This window comes from Candidatus Schekmanbacteria bacterium (assembly GCA_003695725.1).
Taxonomy (GTDB): Bacteria; Schekmanbacteria; GWA2-38-11; order GWA2-38-11; family J061; genus J061.
Map to the genome: position 1 here is coordinate 1 of RFHX01000330.1, position 2,740 is coordinate 2,740.

A 2,740-nucleotide genomic window follows, 5' to 3' on the forward strand; every position below is an offset into this window, starting at 1 on the left:
TACTTTAGATTGTAGGATAAAAAATGGAATAATATTTTTTAAAAAAGACTTGTCAGAAACTGTTTATTAAGCTATTAATCGTAATTGAGTGAGCACTCAATACAGAAATTAAGTAAGGAGGCAGGTATAGATGAATATAGATTGCACAGCTCTCATTGAAGAAAAACTTAAGGAAAGAAATATTACAACAGAAGAAATTACAGGTATAGATGCTGACCTTTTGGAGAAGACAGTACCAAATCCAGATGGTGGAGAAGATTATACAAGCTATACTTGGTTGAGAAGGAGTGAAAAATTTAGAAAAATTTGTCTTGGCAAGGGAGGGAACGATTCTATTGGCTATGGATATGCAGGCACAATTTTTTCGGATGAAAAATATGACCTTCCTATCTTTGCATATGATATCAGAGAGATAAAAGGGAAAATCCTTATAGTCTTGGATATAAAACCGGTTTTAAGGACAGATGAATACTTGGCTAAATATGTGGAGCCGCTGAAAAAACTACATTCTGAGTTTTCTGACCTTGAAAGCAAGCACCTCAAAGCTACATGGACAGCAGAATTTCGCTCAGGTTATGGAATTCATTGTATGGCAGAGAAAGAAAAAGAGGAAAGAGTCAAAGAAGCTTTTTTAAGCTATCTCGATTTATATCTGGATTTTGCAGAAAAGGCAGAGCCTGTGCCTGAAGAAACAAGAAAGAAGATAAAGGAATTTATGGATTATTATACTGCAGTTTATAAAGAAAAGGATCCTGGAGCTATTCATACTATAAAACTATTTGGTAAGGATTGGGCAGAAAGACATCTTGAAATTCTTTTTTAGATGAGTTTTTGCGTCTTCGAAACAAATTTAAAGAAGTTTGCTTTCTGTAAATATCATATAGATACCAAAGCCGATTATCAGTAAGCCGCTTATCCTATTTATTAGCATCTCGTATTTTTCATCACTTAGATTTCTAAAGAACTTAGTCGTTTTCCCAATCAGATAGGATATAATGAAAAGTACAAGAGAAGTTGCCAATGCATATGAAAGAAAAATGGTTGTTCCTGTAATTATACTTTTTGAAACAAGGGCATAGGTATACATTATGCTTGCCGTAGGGCAGGGCAATATCATATTTATAAATCCAATCGAGAACATACCACATTGAACGCCATACCTGAATTTTTTGTTTTTTTCATTTAGTGCTTCTTCTGCTTTTCCGCTTAAAGCAAGTTTTGCTTTTTCTTCAATTTTCTGCTCTTCTTCATCTTCAAAATGTAAAAGCTCAGGTTTAACAATCATTATGATTCCAAGGATTACAAGTATAAATGCAGTTATCATTCCAAAGTAGGCATCCCATTTTTGAGGGATAATATTTCCGACTAGCCCAAGAAAGGCTCCTAAAAAGATACAGGCAATTATTGTGCCAAGGCAAAAAAATGTGCAAATAGTAAGGGCCTTTTTTAGATTTTTCGATGATATACAAAAAGGGGCAAGTATTGGCCATGAATGGCCGCAAGGTGAGATTCCATGAAGAAGTCCGAGCAATATAGATGCCTGTAAAGCGACAAAGAATGTGAGATTTGAAGTGTCTATTCCCATAAAAAATTCCACATAGATATTTTATTAAAAAATATTTAGAAAACTAAATATTAGAACATAAATATTTTGTCAATAAAAAATGAACAGATGAGCAAATGAAAAAATGTTAATCTTTTTCTTTTTTGGCAAAAGTTGTAAAAAATCAAAAAGTTGGAAAGATACCATTCCTGTCAATCCTTCTTGAAAAGCCGTTAGTGTTGCTAAGCAAAAGCTAGCTATCAGAGAAAAATCTCGACCCTTGGTAAATGGCAGTATTCTTTTATGACTGAAATCGATGGCACAAGGAAAAGAGTAGGATATACACGATGTGCCAGCGATGAGAAATGACTCGTATATAATATTCTATATTTGCCAATGGTGGTGAAGAGTAAAATGCAGCACAAGAGAATGACTTTTGGTGAAGCCGTCACTAAATATCTATGTCAGCCCTGCAAAGAAGTCATAGGCCTGCGATTATTTGATTTCTTTTGCAAATAAAATAGTAATTGGGTTTTCAGGCACATTCTTATATGGACCAATTGTCGTTGTTTTGACTTTTGCAATTTCATCAACAACATCCATTCCTTTTATAACTCTTCCAAAAACAGCATAACCGTAGCCTCTTGGTGTGTCGTCTTTATGATTTAGAAAATCATTGTCCGCAAGATTAATAAAAAATTGCGAAGTTGCGCTGTCAATTTCAGGTGTCCTTGCCATAGCAATTGTGCCTCTATCATTTTTTAGACCATTGTCTGCTTCATTTTTTATTGGCGGGTTAGTTGGTTTTTTTAACATCTTTGCAGAAAAGCCTCCGCCTTGAATCATAAAGCCAGGAATTACGCGATGAAATATAAGTCCGCTGTAAAAATTTGCATTAACATATGCAAGAAAATTTTTTACGGTTTCAGGCGCTTTCTCAGGATATAATTCAATTTCTATTTCTCCGAGTGTTGTTTTCATTAATACCACAGGATTCTCCTTTTTGTCAGATTTTTCTTTTTCTTCTGCTTTCATTGTGTTGCTAAAAAAAAGTAGAAAAGTTGCCACTGTAATAAAGGCAATAAAAATAAAATATCTGTTTTTCTTTTGCTTCATCTTTTGACTCCTTATAAAAATTTTTCTTTAAAATATTAAATTTTGTAGTGTAAATCAATTAAATGCTTCAAAAAATTAAAA

3 protein-coding genes are annotated in these 2,740 nt (G+C 33.4%); 1 reads left to right on the forward strand and 2 read right to left on the reverse strand.

Features of this window, described 5'->3' with window-relative positions:
* Positions 1-130: 130 nt before the first annotated feature.
* Positions 131-823: a hypothetical protein gene (locus D6734_12105; protein ID RMF92493.1), complete on the forward strand. Its 693-nt coding sequence runs from the start codon at positions 131-133 to the stop codon at positions 821-823.
* A 27-nt stretch (positions 824-850) separates the two neighbouring features.
* Here D6734_12105 and D6734_12110 read toward each other — a convergent pair whose 3' ends face one another.
* Both D6734_12110 and D6734_12115 read right to left on the reverse strand, forming a co-directional pair.
* On the reverse strand, positions 851-1,585 hold the full coding sequence (locus D6734_12110) for a sulfite exporter TauE/SafE family protein (GenBank protein ID RMF92494.1): 735 nt from the start codon (positions 1,583-1,585) through the stop codon (positions 851-853).
* Between the two features lie 453 nt (positions 1,586-2,038).
* Positions 2,039-2,578, reverse strand: coding sequence for a peptidylprolyl isomerase A (locus D6734_12115; GenBank protein ID RMF92495.1), 540 nt, complete (start codon positions 2,576-2,578; stop codon positions 2,039-2,041).
* Positions 2,579-2,740: the final 162 nt, after the last annotated feature.